Origin of the sequence: Leucobacter sp. NPDC058333, assembly GCF_042726155.1 — a bacterium.
GTDB lineage: Bacteria > Actinomycetota > Actinomycetes > Actinomycetales > Microbacteriaceae > Leucobacter.
Window position 1 is genome coordinate 864,864 of sequence record NZ_JBHXHV010000001.1, and the last position, 18,103, is coordinate 882,966.

Genomic DNA, 18,103 nt, shown 5'->3' on the forward strand with positions numbered 1-18,103 from the left:
ACCGCCAGGCGTATAGTTGTTCGAGTAGGGCCTCCCCGTGAAAGCGCCGAAATAATGCGCCGTCAGAACTCGCGGGCTCGGGCCCTACACTTCTGTCCGCAAGTCGATCTCGGTGAGCCGCGCCCGTGACCAGACCCAGAGCTTCCGAATCGAGTTGCGGGCGTTGCGGAGGTTGTAGACCTCCAACTGCCGACGCAACTTCTCGGTCAGTGGACGATCGTCGAGGTCGACAATGAAGCGGTCTTTGACGACCCCGTGGTTCTCGCGGGCCGAGTACACGGCGTCTCGAATGAGCCGTTTCACGGCGTCGTAACTCGCGCGCTCGGGCCGCTTGACCTCGACCTCTACGTCACCGCGAGACGTCCACCGGAAGTCATTCGATGACGTGCGATCTGCGTTGCGGCGGATTAGTTCGAACGTCTCCGTCGCGCCGAATTCGTGGAAGAACCGAACCTCGTGGGGCGCGAGTTCTGTCACCGCCTCTTCTGGCAGCCCAAACTCGCGCTGCTGTTCGACGAGAGCGTCCTGGTGACGAATGTTCGGCACTGCCTTCGCGAGCTCGTTGGAGTGCTCGAGCAGATACTTCCGGAGCTTGCGGAGCTGATCAGGAGACTCGACGTTGTCACGGTTCTGCAGATCATCGTCAGAGATCGCGTCTTGCGCGCGCTCGTAGAGCTTCTGCAGCGCCGCCGCCGTCTTGCCCCCGTCCCACAGAGGCGAGTAGACCGGCACCGCGATGCAATCGCAGTGATCGTGATACGCGTCACCGAACTTCCCGATGTAGTCGCCGTCGAGCGCCTCCGCCTTTCCGTCGTAGACGGCCCCACGGGCGGCGAGCATGACGCAAAATGCGCAGTTCTCGACGCCTGTGAGCATCCTCGCCCAGCCGCCCGGTTGTACGGCTAGCTCCCGCAGGTCGCGGCTATCGCGCTCGCGAGTGCGTTCGACCTCCCGCGCGAGCTTCTCCTGCCCCTGGCGCTGGGATGCGGCTCGTTCCGCCTGCATGTCCTGCCAGGCGCGCACCGTCGCTTCGTCGGCTTCGGCCGCTTCCCTGATGATTCGGCGCGCACGATCCTCGGTATGCCGCACTGCGACCGCACCGACCCTTGCCCCGAGCGCGTCGGGATGTTGTTGAAACGCGCCCTGCTCGTCGAGGCTGGCGAGTACCGCACGCATCGACCCCGTGCCATATCCAGGCCCATTCGGCAGGTACACGTCGCCCGTGATGCCTGCGCGGCGTGCTTGCCCAGTCAGGAACTCGTGCGCTGTGTCACGTGCGCTGCGTCGACGCTCCCAGATCAACTTCGTGACCCGGTCGGCGAGGGCATCCCGCGCCCCGACACGCTCCTCGTCGTTCGCATCTCCAACGGGCAGGCGTCGCGCGTCGGCGCGCATGAGCGTCATGACGTCCGAGAGCAGACCGCGCGAGATCCTATCCAGGGCCCGGCGGTATGCCCCCGCCCGCATCAGCTACCGACCGCCCGAAGCAGTGACGCCGCCGAGTTCCGCTCGGCCTCGTCAGCGATCCGCTTCTCCTCGGGGGTAAGGCCGATCCGGTTGCGGGCAACCGCTGGCGGGATGATGCCCGCGGTGACGAGTGTCGATGCAGCCGCCGCGACTGACTCGAGAGTCATTGTTGCCGCGGGGCGCCATTGCGTTTCAAGCAGATCGGACTCTTTGTCGGCGACTCCCTCGATGTCGTCAGCGATGCGCTGCACGTCCTCCCAGGAGTCATCGAACAGTGCCTGCTTTTTCTCGGCCTTGCGCACGTGGCGGTTGTCGACCGCGTTAAGTGCGCCCTCAGACGCCGGGTTGGCGTCGGTTCCGATGCCGAGCGACATAAGTGACATCCCCGATGACGCTGACACGAACCCCGCGTAGAGCCGCAGTACCGACGTGATGTCCTGCAGGTTCGCGCCCTGCAACGTGCCTACCTTCGCGTCCTTCGGTCCGAGAAGGATGCGCCCGATGTACGTTTCCCACTGGGTCTTCTGCTTGCCGTCAGGGTCTTTGAAGTCGTTCGCGGCAGCACCGAGCATGTACTTTTGCGGGAGCGCGACTGTTTCGACCGCGACCTGTAGGTTCGTGATGGAACGCGATGCAGCGTCGGTGTAGCGAATGACGTCCTGCATCTCGGATCGTCCCATATCGTCGCGGAGACGGGCTCGATTGACGAATGGCACGACGGGGATTCGCTGCGTCCCGCTGTCGAGGCCCTTCTCGAAGAGATAGCGGCCGTTGGACTTGCGGTAGATGTAGTTCTTGCCAGGAACGTAGTGGACGACCGCGGGGGATTCCTCGTCGCTGAACCGCTGCACGGCCTCCGATACGACGCCCGTTGCCCGGTCTTTCGAGACGGTGAATCCGAGCGCGGAATGCCCGGTGATGCGTGCGAAGCCCTGCGGGCCACCCCCACCCACGACGACATACCCGCACCCCTGAACCAGGGCCTCGGTGTGTACGAGCGGCGCGGTGAGGTCCATGCGGTTGGCCTGCCACCGGCGCCAGTACCGCTGGTTCGCTTCGGCCTGTCCGGCGATCGTGAAGCCCTCGATCGTGAGACGTTCCTCGAGCGCCTCCACCAGGATTCGCGGCCAATCGACGACAATCTCGAGCACTCGCATTTCCGGCGGCAGCGTCACACCAAGCGCGTCGAGTCGTTTCTTGCCGTCGAAGTATGCCTCGTTGCGCGTGAAGTTCGCGGGCATCACTGGGCCTCGCATCAGCTTCTCGAAACTCACCAGCCCACCGTCCATCCTGTTTCTCGTCCGCGCTCTTCCCACTCGGGAGAGGCGAGCACGATGCGGCGCACCATTCGGGCACCGATCGCGCAGATTCCGGCGTCGATCTTTGATGTCGACGCCTCTGATTCCTTGCGGGGGTAAAGGCGGCCTCGGTATTCACCGCGGCGAATGTTGCCGATGTGGCGGGAGGTGTCCCAGTTGCCGTCGTGCGTGAACGCGCCGTCCTGCACTTCGGCGAGGAACATCTCGGTCGCTTCCGAGAACTCGGACGAGTGAGAGCGCATGTCCCACGCGATCGGCTGAGGGTCGGTCCCGCGCGACTTTGCGTGAACGATCAGGTCGTCTCCGTAGAGCTCTGGCCACGACACCTTCACGAACGACTCCCACTCGCGCACGTCGGCAAAGAAGGCCGCCACGGTGAAGCGGTCGAACGCGCGCTGAACGGCGATCGACACTTCGCCCGTGTTCACGGGCGCCTCGGGTGTCGGCTGCCACACGCCGAGCGTGAACACATGGCCGTCGAAGATGCGGCATCCGACGAGCGCCGTAGCATCCCGCGAGCGCGACCCGTCGAAGAAGAGCACGACCTCGTCACCGTCAGTGATCTCGGGAAACGTGTCATCGCCAGGCTTCGGGCCAAGCGCCGCCCACTCCTCGAGAGTGAACATGGCGTCGGCTGCAGCGTTCGGCTGATTCAAGTAGAACCGGCGAGATCGGGACACTGGGTAAGCCGGCGACCAGATGCGCTGCATGATGTCGTGGATCTTCACCCACGGCAGACCCTCGTAAACGAACTCGAGTGCGGCGCGCAGCGACTCCTCGTCAGCGAGATCAACATCTGGCGGGGCGACGCGTGCGTCGTACAAGATCTGCTGCCGGCGCGACGTGAGGCGATCGGGGTGGCTGGGGTTGTTGAGCCACTCCTGCTGCTGCACCCAGCCCTCGAACGTGGATTCGGCCACGGACGCGACGCCGGGAAGCCAGGCGTTGCATGTCTCCATGAGCCGGCCGCCGGTCTTACCGAGGTTCTGATCCAGCGTCTCGGCGAGATCCTTGCCCCCGTTTGAGCCTGTCCAGTGCTCGGTCTCATCCGCGACTGCGAACGTGAGCTCGGAGCCCTCAGCGGCGGACGCCGAAGAGGTGATCTGCTGCAGTCTGCCACCGTCAGGTGTCTCGACGTACGTCTTTCCGACGTCGAGTCGGTAATTGCGGGCGAGCGGGGTTCGCTTGTTCGCCATTGCGCGGATCATGCGCATCGTGTTCGCGGTCTGATCTTGCGACGTCGCCGCCACGTGGACAAGCGGCATCGACACTGGCATGCCGACAACGCCGCCCGGTACATCGTCATCGAACGCGGCCACACGGGCGGGCCCGAGGAGCTCGAACAGTGCGAGCATCGCCGCGAACGGTGACTTGCCTGAGCCCTTCGCGAGTCGGCGCACGGCACGGTTGAATACCCAGTTGCCGTGCTCGTCGACCGCGTAGAAAAACACGAGGAACATTGCCTGCGACGGCACCAGCCGGACCGGCTGCCCCGCCTGCGGCCCATTGGGCTGCAGCAGGTTCCGCTCAATCCAAGTGATCGCTTCGTAGCCGAGCGTGTACAGCGGCAGGCTGTCGTCGATCAGGTCAGGCGGGAGCACCTCAGCGCCGAGCGTGCACAGACGCTCGCGTGGAGCTATGAGCGAAGACGTTCCTTCCATACCTGCATGTCCTCCACGTTGCTCGACTCGGCCGGCGCACCGCTGGCACGCTGCAGCTCAAGCGCCACGCGACGGCGATCGCCCTCGGTGACGAGCAGCGTCGTCATCGCGCTGTAGATCGCTGTAAGCATCTGCCCGGAACGCTTGCCCGACTTCTTGTAGTAGGTGAGGTCATCCATCAACGAGTAGGCGAAAGCCCAATCGGACGGTTCGTAGAACGCCGACTGCCCGGACTTCTTCAAAGCGGCCCACATGCGCTTTGCGATCGGATGCCAGTCGCGGTCAGCAGCAGGCACTCGAACCTTCTGAGCACCAGGTGCCCGTGTCACGGTGTCGCCCCAGATTTCGTCCTTCGAACGATGACCGTTGAGCGAGTCTTTCCGCTTCGGAATCGGGCCACGCTCACCCATAACGACCACCTCCGCTGCAACTCAATCGACTTGGAAACTCGGGCAGAATCCGAGACGGTAAACCGCTAGGAGCGGGTGAGGGGGTGGGGAGGGGGTCAGGCTGGGGTCGACTCGGTAGGCGGCTCGATGACCACGGCTGCGTCGATCGAGACGTGCAGCTCGTGCTTGCAGTCGAGCGTGATGACGACGCTGGCCTCCTTGCGGCCTAGGACGATGCGCCCGCTAGGCCAGCTGCGGTGCACGTTCTCGAGCTCTGCGTCGATGGTGAGGCGCGTGATGGTCCCGGTGGCGGTGAGCCTGTGATCGGTGACCGTGATGGTGCGGCCGAGAACGCTCGTGTTCAGGTCCTCTGCGCGGATGGGTGCTGGTACTTGCCCCATGCAGGTGGTTGCCGCCATGGTGTCTCCGTGTTTGTCGTGGACTACGCGAGTCCGGGGTGTGCGGTGCGTTGGGCTGCACCGCCTGTGCGGCGGTGCGTGAGGGCGCGTGAGCCCCAGTCCTGCGCGTACCAACGGATGATCAGCTCGTCAGTGGTGGGGCGTCGGCCGAGGTCGTGTGCCCGGCGGATGCACTCGGCTCCGCCTGGGTCGCACCTGATGAGTTCGGTTGCCCCGATGCGGGCGGCTGCCTGTTCGCGTTCGTCTGGGTCGCCGAGAGTGCGGATGATGTAGGCGGTGCCGTTAGTCATGTGGGTGACGTAGTCTTCGAGGCGCATGCGTTCGCGTGATGCTGCGACGGCGAAGCGTTGTTCGTGGTCGTGGTCGCGTGGGCTTCCTGCTTCTTGCGCGAGGAGATCCCAGTCGATGATGAGGTCGCCGGGGCGGGCAAGCGTTCGGGCTTGCGTTGTCTTGCCGCTGCATGGCGGTCCGTAGATGAGGGCGACCTTGCGCATGCTGTGGGCGCTCCTATCCGAGTCCGGGGTGTTGCTCGGCGGGCCGAAGTCGGGGTATCCGCTTCACGACGCGTCTGCCTTTGTGCACGGCACGGCCACCCTCGGCGCGTGACTTTCGCCAGTGACAGGGTGCGCAGAGCGTCTGCAGGTTCGAGGGTCGATGATCATCGCCAGGGTCGATGTGATCGACGTGAGTACCGTGTCGTCCACATTGCTGGCATCGGTGCCCGTCGCGTTCGAGGATCGCGGCGCGGATCTGCGGCCAGTCTTTGGGCAGGCGGTCGCGGCGGTTCGAGGTTTCCCAGGGCATGTGCGCCTTTGCTGCTTCGGGTCAATAGGATGACCTCATGGCAAAAGTTGAGACAGGCTGTCGCGATTGCAAGAAGTGCACGAACTCGGCTTACGCGAACGCAGGTCGCAATACTGGGCGTGCCGGAGCCGCGGTGCTGACGCTTGGCATCAGCGAGATCGCGATGGGCGGTACAAAGAACTGCCGGATCTGCGGACACAAGCTGTCTCTTCACAAGGGCGCCGATTACGTTCAGATGCAGCCGCAGCAAGTGCAGGTTGTAAGTCAACAGCCCCCGCCCCCTCAGGGGCCGCCGCCGGGCTGGTATGCCGATCCATACGGTCAGCCCGTCACTCGGTGGTGGGACGGTTTCCAGTGGACCACACACACGCAGTAGCCGGGGTCGCGATTCGTGATGTGGTGGAGTAGGCGCGTAGCGTCGCCTCGTTCTTAAGTCGCCAGACGGCTCAGTCCTCAGCCCAGTTGCTTTAGGGCGTCACCTACCTTGCTGTTCGGCTGCACGTTTAGGGAACCTGCCCTGGTACCAGCCAGCGACCTCCACCAGTTCCCATCCAAGGATTCGAACCTCGGTTACTCGGGTCAGAGCCGAGCGTCCTGCCGTTAGACGAGATGGGACCGCACGGATGAGCCAACCTGCTCACCTAGCTGAGGAATGAGCAATGGGCCGGTACCGCGTGATTCGCGTTCCGGCCCATTTGCTCACTTTGAATCTAAGGTAAACCCCCCTCATGGCCGCAAGAACCACATGTTTGGCGGCGTGTCGCCTTTATTCGTGCGGTTTCGTGCGTCTCGGATGATGGATTCTCGCCACCATTTCAGGAGGGCTTTGTGCTCGACGACGCGACGGCCGCGATCGTCCCAGCCCATCTCGAGGCCGCGTTTGCGCCACTTGCGGATCGTCTGCGGGTGACGTCCGACGCGTTGCGCGGCCTCTTTGTAGGTGTAGACCTCGCGATTGTGAATCACGGGCTGTCTCGCTCCCGAATCTCGATTTGTTCGACTGGTGCGCCGTCGCGATCCCAGCTTGCTTCGCAGACGTCGCATTCGTAACCGGCGAGCCCTTTTGCGTCGAAGACAGGTGCGATGGTCGACTCTTTGCACATCGGGCACGTTAGGTCAGGCCGGTACGCCTTGAACTTGGGTTCGGTCTCCGGGTACCGCTGTCGCATGTCGCGGATGAGTTCGATGAGTGATTCGGGTGCGTCGTTCAGGGTGCCGTCGTGCGCGATCTGGTGGGTGCAGGCGATGAGCCATCGGCAGATCTCCGCCGAGAGTCCCATCGCTTCCTGCGGGGTGCAGACGGGCAGCCCTTGCGGTTCGTCGCGGCCGGTCCACATGCGGGTGCGCAGCGGCTTCGGGGAGCTGCCCCCGATCTTCTCCGCAACCTCACGGCCGAAGATGACGAGGGTCGCATAGAGCAGGTCGGCGTCGTCGGCAGGATTGATGTGGAAGGGGAGTCGCGCCTTCTCAGACGACCCCGACACTCGTACCGCGGCGGTGTCCTGTGCGGCAAGCGTGGACTCCGCGAGCGCCCGCATGTGCAGCAACAGCCACGGCACCTGTTCGAGGTGCCACTTGAATGACCCCGACCACGTACGCTCAGTCTGCATCTGAGCCCCCCATTTCGACCCAATCGGTCACCCAATGGATCAGGTAGCACAGCCCCGCCACTAACACGAGAATCGTGGCATTAATTCCGAGGACAACGAGGCCGCTCGCGAGGCCGGATTCAACGCCTTCCACTCCGGTGAAGTATCCGGCAATGAACCAGATTGTCAGCCAGATCAAGATGAACGTAGACCTGGCGACTAGCGAACGAGTTCTTCGGCTCATCGCCCTTCACCTCGCAGCACCGGATCGAAATCCCTGCACGCGCAGTGGTGTGCGATGCACTCTCGCTCAAAGTGCTCTTCGAGCCAGTGCGAGCAAGTGCAGAACCTCAATGCAAGCTCGGCGAGCTTCGCTTCGTCTACCTCGACCGGGGCGGCGAGAGCGGCAGCGGCGAACCGGACTCCACGAACGAACGCGATCTCCTTGGTGACGCCAAACTCCGCAACCGGGTTACCCCCTGCGGCGCTCTGCCGCACAAGCCGCTCCGCCTCGGCGATCAGCTTCTCGCGGTCGCCTGTTACCGTTGCCTCGCACGGGAGCTCTCCGTCAAGGATGTCCATCGCGCTCAACCCAGCACCACAGTTCCTGCAGATGCCCATGTGGTCGCGCGCGTGCTCACCTACTCCGCCTGTTAGCGTTGCCGCATGATCCTCGGACTCGACATGACCTAACTGCCGAACTCGTGCCATCCACTCGCCGAGCATTTCCTGCCAAAGATCGAGTGATGCGCTGTCGCCAGACGTTTCTCTCCCCTCGTGCGAGTTGATCCCGTCGACGATTTTGAAAATCTCATCCACAGTTCCGGTCACCTCGAAGAACGCTCCGGGTGTTAGCTTCGCGGCCTGCTGCTCCTCGGCATCGTGGTGCTCCTCCGCTGGATCGGAGGACACCGACACTGAGCGAGCCGCGAGAGCATCTTCGAGCACACCAGACACCTCGCAAGCGATTTCCAACAACGGTGCATCTTCTGGCACGCCCACCCACTTCGCTAGTGACTGCATAAGCTTGCGCTCCTCGCTCGGCTCCTGCACTGTAAACGCTGCAATGAGAGCGGCCTTCGCATGAGCGCGGAACTTGTCCACGATGTGCGGGAACGTCGGATCAGGGTTCGCGTTTCGCCCCTCGACTGCTTGCTCCCAAGTGAAATAGTCAGGGCTTCGCCACTCGTCGTAGCTCGCCCTAGCTGCGGCTTCGATCTGTTCCTCGGTCGCGCCACCCTGTACGGGTGTCTTCTGGTTCGTCATTGGGGGTCTCCGGTCTGCGCGAGAGTGCGCGCTGTTGTGAATCTGAGTTGTTCTTCCAGTTGCAGGGGAACGTAGGTGCCCTCGATACCCGAGTTCCGCAGCGATGCGGCAGCGTCCGCCCCGTAGGCGACAAGAGCGCTCGGTGCGCCGCTGTTAGCCGGTGCACGCTCGCCGTCTGGGAAATGGAAGTGCAGTCGGCCGTGCAGGAAGAGCACCGCGGTCGCTCGCTGCCAAACCTGAGCAACGAAGCCCACTGTCTCGGTGCGCGCAAAAACGAGGGCGATGCCGTCGCCGTGGTCAGCGAGCTTAGACAACCAGGTCCACGCCGCATGGGAGTAGGGCGGGTTGAGCCACACGCGACCGTGCCATGCTTCAGCGAGTCCGTCGCGCGGGAGTTCGATGTGCTCAGCGGCGGTCGGCCAGGGTCGCGGCGATGGGGCGGCGCACGGGTCAAGGTCGAACGGCCCCAACGCCTCGACGATCTCTGGCGGTGTGAGCCACGTCGTCGTCTGCGCGCGCGGTGAATGGTGGGAACCCATCGCCCGCTTTCTCGGGCCGATTTCAGTCGTCATGGTGGTGTTCTCCTTTGGTGGTGTGAGGTCTTCCCGGGTCGCCCCGAACCGGGCAAGAGCATCGAAATCAGTGGTGGTCAGCGGCGGATGGGCGGTCATCCTGCGACCCCCGCGAATACGTGATCCCATGCGTCGCGCTCGGCGGGTGGGGCGAGCAGCGCACCGAGGATCGCGGCAGCCATGAGAGGCGGGACCGCGTTCCCGATCGCGAGGTGCCGTTCCGACTGGGTGCCGAGAAGCACAAGATCGGGCGGGAACGATTGCAGGGCTGCGGCTTCCTCGACTGTGACGCGGACACCTGCCAGTTGCCCATCCTTGATTCCCACTACGCCCGAATGCCCGCCGACGTCTTGCCGAGAGCCGTCTGCGAGCTGCCTGCCGATGAGCATCCCGCCCGCACTACGACGTGTAGCCACCACTGTCGGCGCAGGCCGTTCCATGGTCCACTGTTCAAAGTGCTCTCGCACGAGTTCGGATTTCACCGCGCGGCCTTGCTCACCATGGTTGTGATGCCCCCTGCTTGTGAGTCGAGGGTCAGCCGCGACGGTCGTTGCTGGGACGCGAGGATCTACGCCTCCCGGCCCCTGCCATTTGCCAAGCTCTTGAGCCTTTCGCAGGGTCTTGCGTGCACCCGAACCGCCGTCGAGAGGATCGGGTCCGCCTTGGCGTCCGCTTCCTCCCGTCACCGTGACCGATGGACGCTCAGTCATGCCCCACCCGAGCGCCTCCGCCATACTCACCCACTTCTCGACTCCCGGATCGAGGCGGCCCGGGTCGGTCGAGTAGTAGCGGGAGTGCGTCGGTGTGGGTGGTTCAACCTTGCCGTCGCGTCGGGCCATGAGGATCGCGCGTTTACGGGTCTGCGGCACGCCATATTGTTCGGCCCGCATGATCCCGGTCCACACCGAATACCCGTATGAGCGGAGCACCGCGGCGTAAGCGTTCCAGATGGGCAGCACTTCGGGCACTTGCTCGAGCGCGACCAGGCGCGGCCGGTGCCGATGAATGTGCGCGAGCGGAGTGAGTACGAGCGCGGTTCGCGGGTCGAGCGTCTGTGTGAGGTGATGCAGAAGTCCGGGGTAGATGTACGTCTCGCGAGCGATCGCGTCAAGCACGTCGTTGAGCGCTTTCCGCCCGTCTCCCTTCCCTGCCATCGAGAATGTCTGGCAGGGCGGCGACGCAATATAGAGATCGTGCTGCGGCACAAGCTCGATCGGGTGGAAAAGCCCCGACCAGACGTCGCGGTAGATCGTGCGCATCCCGTTCGCGGTACGCAGCCGGATCGCTGAGGGTGCGATCTCGACGCCGTACTCGCGAATCCCGAGCCAATTGCAAGCGACACCCCAGCCGACGCCTGCGAACACGTCGAGCGCGGTCGTGGCGCTCATTTCGCTGCCCTCTCGTCGGCGCGGAACGCTGCGAGGCAGTTCGTGCACGTCGCCGCGGTCGAAGCGACGATGGTCGCGCCGGGGCGCCCGCAGTAAGCGCCGCGGCCGATCGGTGCTTGCATACACGTGCGCTGTGCGGCACTCACAGCACGACCTCGCCCGCATCGTTGATGAGTAGCGCGTGCTCCATGCGGATGCCGCTGGCGGCGGCGTCTTCCGCGATGAGCGCGTCGCTGCGGTCGGCTGCTTCGATGAGTTCGTTCGCGAGGTCGCGCGCTTGCTTCGCCGAGTAGATCGTGCGCTTTTTCAGCTGCCGGAGCTCGACGAAATACTGATCGTTCACTTCTACGTCTGCGACTTCGATCGTGGTGAGTTCTCTGATTGCCATGTTGATCGCCGCCTAGAAGGGTTGTTCGTCGTCGAATCCGCCGCCGAATGTCGGCTGTGCGGTGTTCTGCTGCTCTGCGACCTGCTGAGCCCAGGGGTTGTCCTGCGCGTATCCGCCGCCCTCGGTCTGCCCGTACGCGGGCTGCTGGCCGTTGCCTGTTTTCGCCCAGCCGCCACCGGCGGGGCCGTCGCCGCGTGAGACCGATGCGGTCGCGAATCGCAGGGAGGGTCCGATCTCTTCGACTTCGAGGTCGAGCGAGGTGCGCTGCTGCCCTTGGTTGTCGGTGTAGCTGCGTTGCGTGAGACGGCCCTGCACGATGACGCGCATACCCTTCGTGACGCTCGCGGCGATGTTGTCGGCGTACTCGCCATACGCGCGGCACCCCACCCACAACGGCTCACCATCGGCCCAGTCGCCTGACTGGCGATCGCGGACTCGCGGGGTGGATGCGATGCGGAATGTTACCCACGGCTTCCCGGCCTGCGAGACGCGGGGCTCCGGGTCTGCGACGACGTTGCCAACGACTGTGATGAGTGGTTCTCCGGCCATGATCTATACCTCTCCCGGCTCCATGAGGGCCGTGTCTTCGTGTTCCTTCTGGACGATGCGTGCGTATTGCCCCTCAAAACGGAGGGTTCGTGTTGCTTCTTCGCCTTGGCGTGTTTTCGCGAGGATGAAATCGACGTCGGATGTCTTCACGACTCGGCCGCCGATCTTCTTCTCGCCGCGGTGCATGAGGATCACGCCGTCGGACGCGTTCTCAAGTCCCGATGAACCACGCAGGTCGGTGATGATCGGCCGCGGGTTGGGCCGGTTTGTGGCGTTGCGGTTGAGCTGCTCGAGGATCAGCACCGAGCAGTCGAGCTCGCGGGCGAGCTGCTTTCCCGCGTTCGCCCAGTCGTTGAGATCCTGCTGTCGACTCACCGACTTCGGACCCGATGGGATCAGCCCGAGATAGTCGATGACGATCAGTCCGAGATCGCCTTTCCGATGCAGCGCACGGGCGAAACCGGTGATGTCTTCCCAGTGCGCGCCGGGACGGTCGTACACCTCGAGGTTGAGTTTCTGGATCGCCTTTTCTGCCGCGCGAACTGACGCCCATCCCTGCTCGGTGAGCTGATGGTGCAGCAAGGCCGATTGGTGGATGCCCTGCATCATCGAGATCATCCGCTTGAGCAGATCCTTCTCACTCATCTCGAGCGACACATACCCAACGCGTTTCCCGAGCTCAGCCATGTGCATCGCAAGCTGCAGCCCGAAGATCGACTTACCACCGCCCGAGCGAGCCGCCACCGTGTACAGCGCACCGGGACGAACGCCGCCCATCATCGCGTTTAGCGAGGGCCAGGGTGTCGAGGTGAAGGGCGTCTGGCTGCGCATCTCTTCGACGAGCTCTCCGAACACCGACCCGATCGGACGTGATTGGCGCAGCACATCGTCACGCAGGTTCGCGATGATGCCTGCCGCCTTCTCAACGATGTCGCCCTCCGCGTCACCCGAGGCAGCGATCGACGAGATCGCGATCGACGCCTCGTGCAGTTTCCGGCGTTCCCCGTGACGGCGCACGATCTCGGCATATTGCATCGCCTGATAGCCGCGCGCTTCTAGCCCGTTGACCTCGTGCGGGTAGTTGGCGTCGAACTCGTGCGTGCGGCCGGATGCGATACGCCGGTCGTTGACTGTGATCGGCGACACCGTTCCGCCGCCGTCGGCAACCTCGCACATCAGGGAGTACAGAGCCGCTGCTCGAGGCACGGCGAAGTCTCCTTCGCGTACGATCTGACGTACCTCCCAGATCCTCGACGGCTCCGAGAACACGGCGCAAAGCATGAACGCTTCCGTCTGCGGGTCGTACTCGATCGAGTCGTTCACGACTCATCCCGTCTGCGCTCGATGAGATAGCCGCCGTGACCGGCAAAGGTCGACAGCGTCGCGATGAGATCGTCTACCGACATCGGTTCCGCGATGCCTTCCCCGGCCTCGAGGTCCGCACGGGACCGCAGATGCTCAACTAGTGCCAAGACGACGGCCTCGGCTTGCGGCACCGTCAACTGAGTCCTGGTGCCCGCGACGGCGAGCCGGAGGCTACTCTCGGGCACTCCGTCGGTGACATTGGATAATGCGGTGCATGCTCCGATTGGCCCCTGCACGTCGTCACCCCAGAGAGTCCGGGCCTCCTCCTTCACTGGTGTTGCGACTCTGATCGTTGTCTTTAGCGCCGTCTCGTGGGGCGGCACCTCGTGGTGAGTGGTCATGCTTCGATTCCGTCCTCGATGATTTGAATGACGTTCGCGGGCATCACCGGGTAGGTGCTGCGCCGGTAGTGCTTGGTGATCGCGGCCTTCACGTCGTCGAATGCGAACTCGTACGGCTGCAGCGCTTCGAACCATGCGGTTGCCTCGCCCGGGCCTCGCTCGCGCTGATCGTTGGCCGCCGCCCACAGCAACAGCCGCAGGCAGTCATCTGGGGAGCTGACGCGTGCACGGCGATCTGCGGCCTCGGAATCGGTGGGGCTGAGTGCTTGCCCGATCCGAGCCTGATCGCCTGCCGTGCGCCCCGCAGCGGCGCGCTCCGCGTGCGTCATGCCCTCACGCTCCGATAGCACGCTGACCACCGTCCTCAGTGCCCGGCTGTGCCTGCATGTAGCGTGCCGCCATGCGCTCGACCGCAGTCCCGCCCGCGGCGCCCGCGCGCTGGGGGAGTGGGCCGTTCTCCCACGCCTCGGCATTTAGCCAAGACGCCGGATACTTCGTGTACGCGTGCACCCTGTTCGGGTCATCCCGGTAAGTGAGTGCAGCTGCGAGGAGAGTCTCGTGAGAGACCTTCTTCAGCGCGGTCTTATAGGCGGTGCGGGCGCGGCCTTTGTCCTTCTTGAGGGGGTAAGCGTTCCACCACTCGTCGAATGAGTGCGCACTCTGCGCATGCGCATTTGCGCATGTATCTACCTCAGAACTATCTACCTCTATAGAGAGGAACGAATCGCCCTGATTCCCGTTAGGCGCAGGCTCAGATTCCCGGTTGGCTTCGCCCCATTCGGGAGCGTCGCCCGTTAGGGTTTCGTCCTCGTCGAGAGGTCGCGACATTAGCCGGTACCCATCCGCCTGCCGGTAGCCGAGTTTCGTTGTGCGGCGCACGCGCTCGACCACCCCGAGCTCCTCGAGTTCGCGAAGTGCCGCCCGCAACGGCTTTCCCGTGCAACGTGCCTCACGACCCAAGGTCTCCTGGGACGGAATGTTTGCTCGCAGTCCAGCTCGGGAGGCCAATGCGGCGTAGACGAGAATCGCGCGCGCTGTCACCCTTTCGTCGCGGATCATCCACGTCGGGATTGCTGCGAATCCTTCAGCCATTTCCCTCACTCCTTTCTGTGTTCTGGGGGCGGTCATGTTTGCCGCCCTCGTCGTCGAGCCACCAGGTGCGGCCCCCGAGATCCACGAACGGAACCTCGCTCTCGTGCCGACGCTCGTGCCTGCTGATCGCCCACCCGGCCGGAGCTGTCGCCCCGTTGTGTGCGATGCCGTGGCATTGCCCCGTGTTGTGGTTCCCGGTGCCGCACATCGCGAGCAGGTTCGCGAGGTTGTGGCGGCCGCCGCGGCTGAGGAATCGGCGGTGGTGGATCTCCGTCGCCCGCCTCCCGCAGCCGCCCTCGCACATGCCATGCGAGCGGGCCTCGAGCTTCTTGACGTTGGCCGCCGGCATTGGCCCCGTCTTCCTGTTGCTCACGAGAACATCCCCGCTCGCTGTACGCGAAACTCGTGCACGCCTTCCCACCGCATCCGCGTCATCGACCGGAGCGACTCAAGCGTGAGCATCCCCGTCTTCGGGTCGCGCGCGTCGACGCGCCACGTGTCAGCGCCGTCATCCACCCGCACCGGGTCGCCCACCACGACGACGCTGAGGCGCCGCTCCGGCATCACAGCCGCACCCCGAACTTCTCCGCCGTACGATCAACGACCGCCATAGCGTCCGTGCCGCCGATGTCGCGAGCCTGGCGTCGTGCTTCGAGCAGTACGCCCTTGGTCAAGTGCTCGCGCGCCTCGGCGAGATCCGCGACCGCGTTCGCCTGAGCGGTGCGCGCAGCCCGCGACTCCTCCTGCGCCTTGTCGCGGTCGGTGATGAGCTGCGCGATCTGCACCTCAGACCACTCGACCTGTTCCTCTTCTGTCTGCATGGTCCTCATGCCCTTCTCGGATTGCTCGCGAGCTGGTAGGTCGCGAGCACCAATTTCGATTGCGTTTGCAGGCTGCTCTTGCGGGAATCCACGAGATCCGCGAGCCCTTTCGCGTAGCGGTACGCGATCTGCGCCGCCGCCTCCGCGTTGCGTTCCGTCTCGGTATCGAGATCCACCTCGGCCGCGCGGGACTCGGCGTTCTTCCCCTTGGCTTTTCCCAGCGCTCGCGCGCGGGCCTTAAGTAGTGCCTCTGCCGCAGCTGCTCGCACCTTGTCGGCTGCCGTCACAGTCCAGAGAGCGTCCGAAGCGACTGCATCGACACGCTCGAGCTGGAAGACGATCTCGTCGGGTGTTCGGATCTCGCCCGGGGCCGGCGGCGCGATACGGATCTCGGCCCGCATCTTCGCCACCCACCCCTCTACCTCGGCTGGGGTATGCATGGTCACGCTCGTTCCTGCAGTCGCACCTTGCGGCGCTGGATCATTTCGCCGAGCGCAGTGCCAGTGGCGTCCATCGGCCCAGACAGCGCCCCCTCGGCTTTCGCGTCCTCCCAGACCGTGCGCAGCGCGTCGACGTCTCCGGCATCAGCGAGGCGCGCGGCCCAACCTTCTACGTCGAATGCCGCCGTAGTCTCATCGACGATCTCGCCTTCAACTATTTCCGGCTCTGGTGCAGGCGTCGGGGCTGGCTGTGGGCTCGCTGCTCGTGCGGGTGCTGACGCTCCGGCCTGCTGCATCTCTTCCGTCCCATACAGGCCCGAGAGCTCGTTCGGGAACGCCTGCCGCAGTGCCAGCATCTCGGTGCACTTCGCGAGCTGGTTCGACGGATTATTGAGCCACTGACCCGACGGTCGGAGTTCCTTCGTCTTGTTGTCTCGGGGGCAATACCCGGCGTAGGTTGCGACCGCAACAAGCGGCTCTGAGAATCCTTCGCGCATTACAGCGACCCGAGCCGCCGCAGGTGGCTCAGATGACAGCCACACGTCCTTCCACACGCCGTCCTCGCCGCACCACTCGGTCGGCTTCTTGCCTCGGTAGAGGCCGGTGCGGTCAGCGATCAGGCGGAACCCGTCGATCGAAATCAGGACCGTCCACTTGCCGCCCATCTCCGCGGCGTAGATCTGCCGAGCGGTCGGGTCGAGCTGCGTCCGCTCGCACTGCATCAGGAATGCTTCGATCACGCCGAGCGGCGCGTCTGGCTGCTTGCCCTTCCACGTGCTGCGGTCTACGAGGCCGAGTTGCTGCATGATTGCGTACTCCGACGGGGACCAAGCTTGTACGTTGGCGTTCTGGGGGAGCTTCTCCATCAGTTCCGTGCTCATTACTTCGTTCCCTTCGCGTAGTTGACTGTTGCCCGCGCCTTGGTTGCTTTGGTGACGGCACGAACGATCACCTTGTGCTCGGTTGCGAGTGCGTCCCATTCGGCCTGCAGCTTCGCTACGCGAGCCTTCGCGCGGTTCAGAGCCGCGGTCTCCTTCGGGTGTGCCGCTTCGGCGGCTGCGAGATCGACCACCTCGTCGTCGAACTCCGTGGCTGGCTTGCCTGGCGTAATCGTGACCCGAGCGAGCGATGACTCCTGTGAGATGCCGAGCTCGACAAGCGCGTCATAGTGCTTCGACTGAAGCTCAGCCCATGCCTTCGCTTCGTCTTTGGCCCGGAGGTAGTTGACAGCGTGCGTGTCCACCTCGTCATTGATGACCGGAGCCGCGGGGGTGTCCATCGCGGCGAGCACCATGTCGGCGACCTCGACGAGCTGCGCGATCATGCCCTCGTCGCGGGGGAACCACTCGCGCGACAGTTCGCCAGCGAGGAACTCACCGGGGCGGCCGTGACGCATCTCGACGTTCAGCCAGCACCCAATAGCGCCGGTCACGAGGTTGAGCCACTGCATCTGCCACTCGTAGCCCTTCTCAGCCAGCGCGGCGGAGCCCTTCGGGAGCGGCTTACCCGTTGTCTTGATCTCGTCGAGCACGATGTTTCCGTCGAAGTCGACCGACACCCCATCCGGTGAGGCGAGGTAGCGCGAGTTGTCGGCCGCGTGGAACACGCGCGACTCCGCAGCGACTCCGTACCCGGCGAGATGTGCGGCGATGACCGGCTCACGTAGGTTGCCCCACTCGGTGTACGCGTTGCCCGTGAACGGGTCACCCTCGCGCTTTTTCTTCACGAGGTCCGCGATCGCGAGTTCGCGGTTCGGGGCGATCATGATCTTCGCGAGCTCGGTCGCGGTCACACCGCCGGCGCGCTCCGCGAGCCACGCCTCCCGATCTTTGTCGGAAGCGCCAGCCCGGGATTCGAGGTCGACGAGAGCGGGTGCCGGGTCGAGGTCGGTGAATGTGAGGCTCACTGCTCGGCCCCCTCGTCGAATGCGAGCTGACCGTCGGTGCTGATCTCCTCGATCGGAAGCGGCGTGTTCCCAGTGCGCTTTGAGTACGCCTCGGAGAGGAGCGTGCGCACGACCTTCTCGTCTTCGCCCTCGACCTGCTCGATGTGCTTGACGCGCACCGTCGCCTGCCAATCGTTCGACGGGTCGACCTTCGCGATCCCGTGACGCGAGATCACCGCGACGACTACCACGTCATCCGGGTTGCCCTTCGTGAAATGGGGCTCGAGGTCTTGCAGGCCATCGAGCTCTTCGTCGGGGCGCTTGCTGGTGTACTTAACAGTCATTTCG

The 18,103-nt window shown here is 64.3% G+C and carries 27 protein-coding genes and 1 tRNA gene; 1 reads left to right on the forward strand and 27 read right to left on the reverse strand.

What is annotated here, in order from left to right; translation table 11 throughout:
• Positions 1-84: 84 nt before the first annotated feature.
• The 7 genes from ACFWHR_RS03925 to ACFWHR_RS03955 form a co-directional block, all read right to left on the reverse strand.
• Positions 85-1,404, reverse strand: a complete 1,320-nt coding sequence (locus ACFWHR_RS03925) for a hypothetical protein (protein WP_382446963.1) — start codon at positions 1,402-1,404, stop codon at positions 85-87.
• Between the two features lie 62 nt (positions 1,405-1,466).
• A complete protein-coding gene (locus tag ACFWHR_RS03930) occupies positions 1,467-2,741 on the reverse strand; it encodes a phage portal protein (RefSeq protein ID WP_382446964.1) in 1,275 nt (424 codons plus the stop codon).
• Positions 2,738-4,447, reverse strand: coding sequence for a hypothetical protein (locus tag ACFWHR_RS03935; protein ID WP_382446965.1), 1,710 nt, complete (start codon positions 4,445-4,447; stop codon positions 2,738-2,740). Before ACFWHR_RS03935 ends, ACFWHR_RS03930 begins: the two co-directional genes overlap by 4 nt.
• Positions 4,423-4,857 (reverse strand): hypothetical protein, encoded by a 435-nt coding sequence (locus ACFWHR_RS03940; protein WP_382446966.1) that lies wholly within the window; start codon positions 4,855-4,857, stop codon positions 4,423-4,425. Before ACFWHR_RS03940 ends, ACFWHR_RS03935 begins: the two co-directional genes overlap by 25 nt.
• A gap of 95 nt (positions 4,858-4,952) precedes the next feature.
• Positions 4,953-5,255: a hypothetical protein gene (locus tag ACFWHR_RS03945; protein ID WP_382446967.1), complete on the reverse strand. Its 303-nt coding sequence runs from the start codon at positions 5,253-5,255 to the stop codon at positions 4,953-4,955.
• A 23-nt stretch (positions 5,256-5,278) separates the two neighbouring features.
• Positions 5,279-5,749 (reverse strand): AAA family ATPase, encoded by a 471-nt coding sequence (locus ACFWHR_RS03950; protein ID WP_382446968.1) that lies wholly within the window; start codon positions 5,747-5,749, stop codon positions 5,279-5,281.
• 13 nt (positions 5,750-5,762) lie between these two features.
• Entirely contained in the window at positions 5,763-6,059 is a 297-nt protein-coding gene (locus tag ACFWHR_RS03955; protein WP_382446969.1) for an HNH endonuclease, read from the reverse strand.
• A gap of 235 nt (positions 6,060-6,294) precedes the next feature.
• On the opposite strand from ACFWHR_RS03955, the gene ACFWHR_RS03960 reads away from it, so the two are divergent.
• The gene (locus tag ACFWHR_RS03960) at positions 6,295-6,435 is read left to right on the forward strand and encodes a DUF2510 domain-containing protein (RefSeq protein ID WP_382447752.1); all 141 of its coding nucleotides are present in this window, start codon (positions 6,295-6,297) and stop codon (positions 6,433-6,435) included.
• Positions 6,436-6,603: 168 nt separating this feature from the next.
• Here ACFWHR_RS03960 and ACFWHR_RS03965 read toward each other — a convergent pair.
• The 20 genes from ACFWHR_RS03965 to ACFWHR_RS04060 all read right to left on the reverse strand — a co-directional run bounded on the left by ACFWHR_RS03965 (position 6,604) and on the right by ACFWHR_RS04060 (position 18,099).
• Positions 6,604-6,674: transfer RNA gene (locus tag ACFWHR_RS03965), tRNA-Gln, on the reverse strand.
• Positions 6,675-6,785: 111 nt separating this feature from the next.
• Positions 6,786-7,025 carry a helix-turn-helix domain-containing protein gene (locus ACFWHR_RS03970; RefSeq protein ID WP_382446970.1) on the reverse strand — a complete coding sequence of 80 codons (240 nt, stop codon included), beginning with the start codon at positions 7,023-7,025 and terminating at the stop codon, positions 6,786-6,788.
• A complete protein-coding gene (locus tag ACFWHR_RS03975) occupies positions 7,022-7,669 on the reverse strand; it encodes a hypothetical protein (protein WP_382446971.1) in 648 nt (215 codons plus the stop codon). The genes ACFWHR_RS03970 and ACFWHR_RS03975 overlap by 4 nt, the downstream gene beginning before the upstream one ends.
• On the reverse strand, positions 7,659-7,892 hold the full coding sequence (locus ACFWHR_RS03980; RefSeq protein WP_382446972.1) for a hypothetical protein: 234 nt from the start codon (positions 7,890-7,892) through the stop codon (positions 7,659-7,661). The genes ACFWHR_RS03975 and ACFWHR_RS03980 overlap by 11 nt, the downstream gene beginning before the upstream one ends.
• Positions 7,889-8,914 carry a hypothetical protein gene (locus ACFWHR_RS03985; RefSeq protein WP_382446973.1) on the reverse strand — a complete coding sequence of 342 codons (1,026 nt, stop codon included), beginning with the start codon at positions 8,912-8,914 and terminating at the stop codon, positions 7,889-7,891. The genes ACFWHR_RS03980 and ACFWHR_RS03985 overlap by 4 nt, the downstream gene beginning before the upstream one ends.
• Positions 8,911-9,486, reverse strand: coding sequence for a DNA N-6-adenine-methyltransferase (locus tag ACFWHR_RS03990; protein ID WP_382446974.1), 576 nt, complete (start codon positions 9,484-9,486; stop codon positions 8,911-8,913). Before ACFWHR_RS03990 ends, ACFWHR_RS03985 begins: the two co-directional genes overlap by 4 nt.
• 95 nt (positions 9,487-9,581) lie before the next feature.
• Entirely contained in the window at positions 9,582-10,874 is a 1,293-nt protein-coding gene (locus tag ACFWHR_RS03995) for a DNA cytosine methyltransferase (RefSeq protein ID WP_382446975.1), read from the reverse strand.
• 142 nt (positions 10,875-11,016) lie between these two features.
• Entirely contained in the window at positions 11,017-11,262 is a 246-nt protein-coding gene (locus tag ACFWHR_RS04000) for a hypothetical protein (RefSeq protein WP_382446976.1), read from the reverse strand.
• 12 nt (positions 11,263-11,274) lie between these two features.
• Positions 11,275-11,811: a single-stranded DNA-binding protein gene (gene ssb / locus ACFWHR_RS04005; RefSeq protein ID WP_382446977.1), complete on the reverse strand. Its 537-nt coding sequence runs from the start codon at positions 11,809-11,811 to the stop codon at positions 11,275-11,277.
• Between the two features lie 3 nt (positions 11,812-11,814).
• Positions 11,815-13,134, reverse strand: a complete 1,320-nt coding sequence (locus ACFWHR_RS04010) for a replicative DNA helicase (RefSeq protein ID WP_382446978.1) — start codon at positions 13,132-13,134, stop codon at positions 11,815-11,817.
• Positions 13,131-13,517, reverse strand: a complete 387-nt coding sequence (locus tag ACFWHR_RS04015; protein WP_382446979.1) for a hypothetical protein — start codon at positions 13,515-13,517, stop codon at positions 13,131-13,133. Before ACFWHR_RS04015 ends, ACFWHR_RS04010 begins: the two co-directional genes overlap by 4 nt.
• Positions 13,514-13,846: a hypothetical protein gene (locus ACFWHR_RS04020; RefSeq protein WP_382446980.1), complete on the reverse strand. Its 333-nt coding sequence runs from the start codon at positions 13,844-13,846 to the stop codon at positions 13,514-13,516. The genes ACFWHR_RS04015 and ACFWHR_RS04020 overlap by 4 nt, the downstream gene beginning before the upstream one ends.
• A 4-nt stretch (positions 13,847-13,850) precedes the next feature.
• Positions 13,851-14,609: a hypothetical protein gene (locus ACFWHR_RS04025; RefSeq protein WP_382446981.1), complete on the reverse strand. Its 759-nt coding sequence runs from the start codon at positions 14,607-14,609 to the stop codon at positions 13,851-13,853.
• Complete coding sequence (locus tag ACFWHR_RS04030) at positions 14,602-14,982, reverse strand: HNH endonuclease (RefSeq protein WP_382446982.1); 381 nt, start codon at positions 14,980-14,982, stop codon at positions 14,602-14,604. The genes ACFWHR_RS04025 and ACFWHR_RS04030 overlap by 8 nt, the downstream gene beginning before the upstream one ends.
• Positions 14,979-15,173, reverse strand: coding sequence for a hypothetical protein (locus tag ACFWHR_RS04035; protein ID WP_382446983.1), 195 nt, complete (start codon positions 15,171-15,173; stop codon positions 14,979-14,981). The genes ACFWHR_RS04030 and ACFWHR_RS04035 overlap by 4 nt, the downstream gene beginning before the upstream one ends.
• Complete coding sequence (locus ACFWHR_RS04040) at positions 15,173-15,430, reverse strand: hypothetical protein (RefSeq protein WP_382446984.1); 258 nt, start codon at positions 15,428-15,430, stop codon at positions 15,173-15,175. Before ACFWHR_RS04040 ends, ACFWHR_RS04035 begins: the two co-directional genes overlap by 1 nt.
• A gap of 5 nt (positions 15,431-15,435) precedes the next feature.
• Complete coding sequence (locus ACFWHR_RS04045) at positions 15,436-15,876, reverse strand: hypothetical protein (protein WP_382446985.1); 441 nt, start codon at positions 15,874-15,876, stop codon at positions 15,436-15,438.
• Positions 15,873-16,751 (reverse strand): recombinase RecT, encoded by an 879-nt coding sequence (locus ACFWHR_RS04050; RefSeq protein ID WP_382446986.1) that lies wholly within the window; start codon positions 16,749-16,751, stop codon positions 15,873-15,875. The genes ACFWHR_RS04045 and ACFWHR_RS04050 overlap by 4 nt, the downstream gene beginning before the upstream one ends.
• Positions 16,751-17,776, reverse strand: coding sequence for a YqaJ viral recombinase family protein (locus ACFWHR_RS04055; protein ID WP_382446987.1), 1,026 nt, complete (start codon positions 17,774-17,776; stop codon positions 16,751-16,753). Before ACFWHR_RS04055 ends, ACFWHR_RS04050 begins: the two co-directional genes overlap by 1 nt.
• A complete protein-coding gene (locus tag ACFWHR_RS04060) occupies positions 17,773-18,099 on the reverse strand; it encodes a hypothetical protein (protein WP_382446988.1) in 327 nt (108 codons plus the stop codon). Before ACFWHR_RS04060 ends, ACFWHR_RS04055 begins: the two co-directional genes overlap by 4 nt.
• Positions 18,100-18,103: the final 4 nt, after the last annotated feature.

Bases quoted from the DNA above. Each gene is read 5' to 3' on its own strand.
- ACFWHR_RS03925 (WP_382446963.1), bottom strand. From the start codon at position 1,404: ATGACGCTCATGCGCGCCGACGCGCGACGCCTGCCCGTTGGAGATGCG.
- ACFWHR_RS03945 (WP_382446967.1), bottom strand. From the start codon at position 5,255: ATGGCGGCAACCACCTGCATGGGGCAAGTACCAGCACCCATCCGCGCA.
- ACFWHR_RS04035 (WP_382446983.1), bottom strand. From the start codon at position 15,173: ATGCCGGAGCGGCGCCTCAGCGTCGTCGTGGTGGGCGACCCGGTGCGG.
- ACFWHR_RS03980 (WP_382446972.1), bottom strand. From the start codon at position 7,892: ATGAGCCGAAGAACTCGTTCGCTAGTCGCCAGGTCTACGTTCATCTTG.
- ACFWHR_RS03960 (WP_382447752.1), top strand. From the start codon at position 6,295: ATGCAGCCGCAGCAAGTGCAGGTTGTAAGTCAACAGCCCCCGCCCCCT.
- ACFWHR_RS04015 (WP_382446979.1), bottom strand. From the start codon at position 13,517: ATGACCACTCACCACGAGGTGCCGCCCCACGAGACGGCGCTAAAGACA.
- ACFWHR_RS04025 (WP_382446981.1), bottom strand. From the start codon at position 14,609: ATGGCTGAAGGATTCGCAGCAATCCCGACGTGGATGATCCGCGACGAA.
- ACFWHR_RS03935 (WP_382446965.1), bottom strand. From the start codon at position 4,447: ATGGAAGGAACGTCTTCGCTCATAGCTCCACGCGAGCGTCTGTGCACG.
- ACFWHR_RS03990 (WP_382446974.1), bottom strand. From the start codon at position 9,486: ATGACGACTGAAATCGGCCCGAGAAAGCGGGCGATGGGTTCCCACCAT.
- ACFWHR_RS04000 (WP_382446976.1), bottom strand. From the start codon at position 11,262: ATGGCAATCAGAGAACTCACCACGATCGAAGTCGCAGACGTAGAAGTG.
- ACFWHR_RS03955 (WP_382446969.1), bottom strand. From the start codon at position 6,059: ATGCCCTGGGAAACCTCGAACCGCCGCGACCGCCTGCCCAAAGACTGG.
- ACFWHR_RS04050 (WP_382446986.1), bottom strand. From the start codon at position 16,751: ATGAGCACGGAACTGATGGAGAAGCTCCCCCAGAACGCCAACGTACAA.
- ACFWHR_RS03995 (WP_382446975.1), bottom strand. From the start codon at position 10,874: ATGAGCGCCACGACCGCGCTCGACGTGTTCGCAGGCGTCGGCTGGGGT.
- ACFWHR_RS03950 (WP_382446968.1), bottom strand. From the start codon at position 5,749: ATGCGCAAGGTCGCCCTCATCTACGGACCGCCATGCAGCGGCAAGACA.
- ACFWHR_RS04040 (WP_382446984.1), bottom strand. From the start codon at position 15,430: ATGCAGACAGAAGAGGAACAGGTCGAGTGGTCTGAGGTGCAGATCGCG.
- ssb (WP_382446977.1), bottom strand. From the start codon at position 11,811: ATGGCCGGAGAACCACTCATCACAGTCGTTGGCAACGTCGTCGCAGAC.
- ACFWHR_RS03940 (WP_382446966.1), bottom strand. From the start codon at position 4,857: ATGGGTGAGCGTGGCCCGATTCCGAAGCGGAAAGACTCGCTCAACGGT.
- ACFWHR_RS04060 (WP_382446988.1), bottom strand. From the start codon at position 18,099: ATGACTGTTAAGTACACCAGCAAGCGCCCCGACGAAGAGCTCGATGGC.
- ACFWHR_RS03985 (WP_382446973.1), bottom strand. From the start codon at position 8,914: ATGACGAACCAGAAGACACCCGTACAGGGTGGCGCGACCGAGGAACAG.
- ACFWHR_RS04020 (WP_382446980.1), bottom strand. From the start codon at position 13,846: ATGACGCACGCGGAGCGCGCCGCTGCGGGGCGCACGGCAGGCGATCAG.
- ACFWHR_RS03975 (WP_382446971.1), bottom strand. From the start codon at position 7,669: ATGCAGACTGAGCGTACGTGGTCGGGGTCATTCAAGTGGCACCTCGAA.